Origin of the sequence: Rhizobium ecuadorense (assembly GCF_001187535.1) — a bacterium.
Taxonomy (GTDB): Bacteria; Pseudomonadota; Alphaproteobacteria; order Rhizobiales; family Rhizobiaceae; genus Rhizobium; species Rhizobium ecuadorense.
Genome location: NZ_LFIO01000137.1, coordinates 1 through 264, shown reverse-complemented (window position 1 = coordinate 264; position 264 = coordinate 1). Strand labels below are relative to the sequence as shown.

1 pseudogene is annotated in these 264 nt (G+C 61.0%); it reads right to left on the bottom strand.

What is annotated here, in order from left to right:
* Positions 1–264: pseudogene (locus tag AF337_RS04300) on the bottom strand (ABC transporter ATP-binding protein); the annotation flags it as partial.

Genomic DNA, 264 nt, shown 5'->3' with positions numbered 1-264 from the left:
AGGCGATAGAGTAGGCGTGTTTCGGATGTTCCAGCACATCCCTGGCATCGCCGCTCTCCACCACCACGCCCTTGCGCATGATCACCACGCGGTCGGAAATGTAGTAGGCGGTCGCAAGGTCATGGGTGATGTAGACGATCGAGACGTTGAGCGCGTCGCGCAGATCCCGAAAGAGATTGACGATCGACATGCGCAGCGATGCGTCGACCATCGAGACCGGCTCGTCCGCCACGATCAGCTTCGGCTCAGGGATCAGCGCACGGG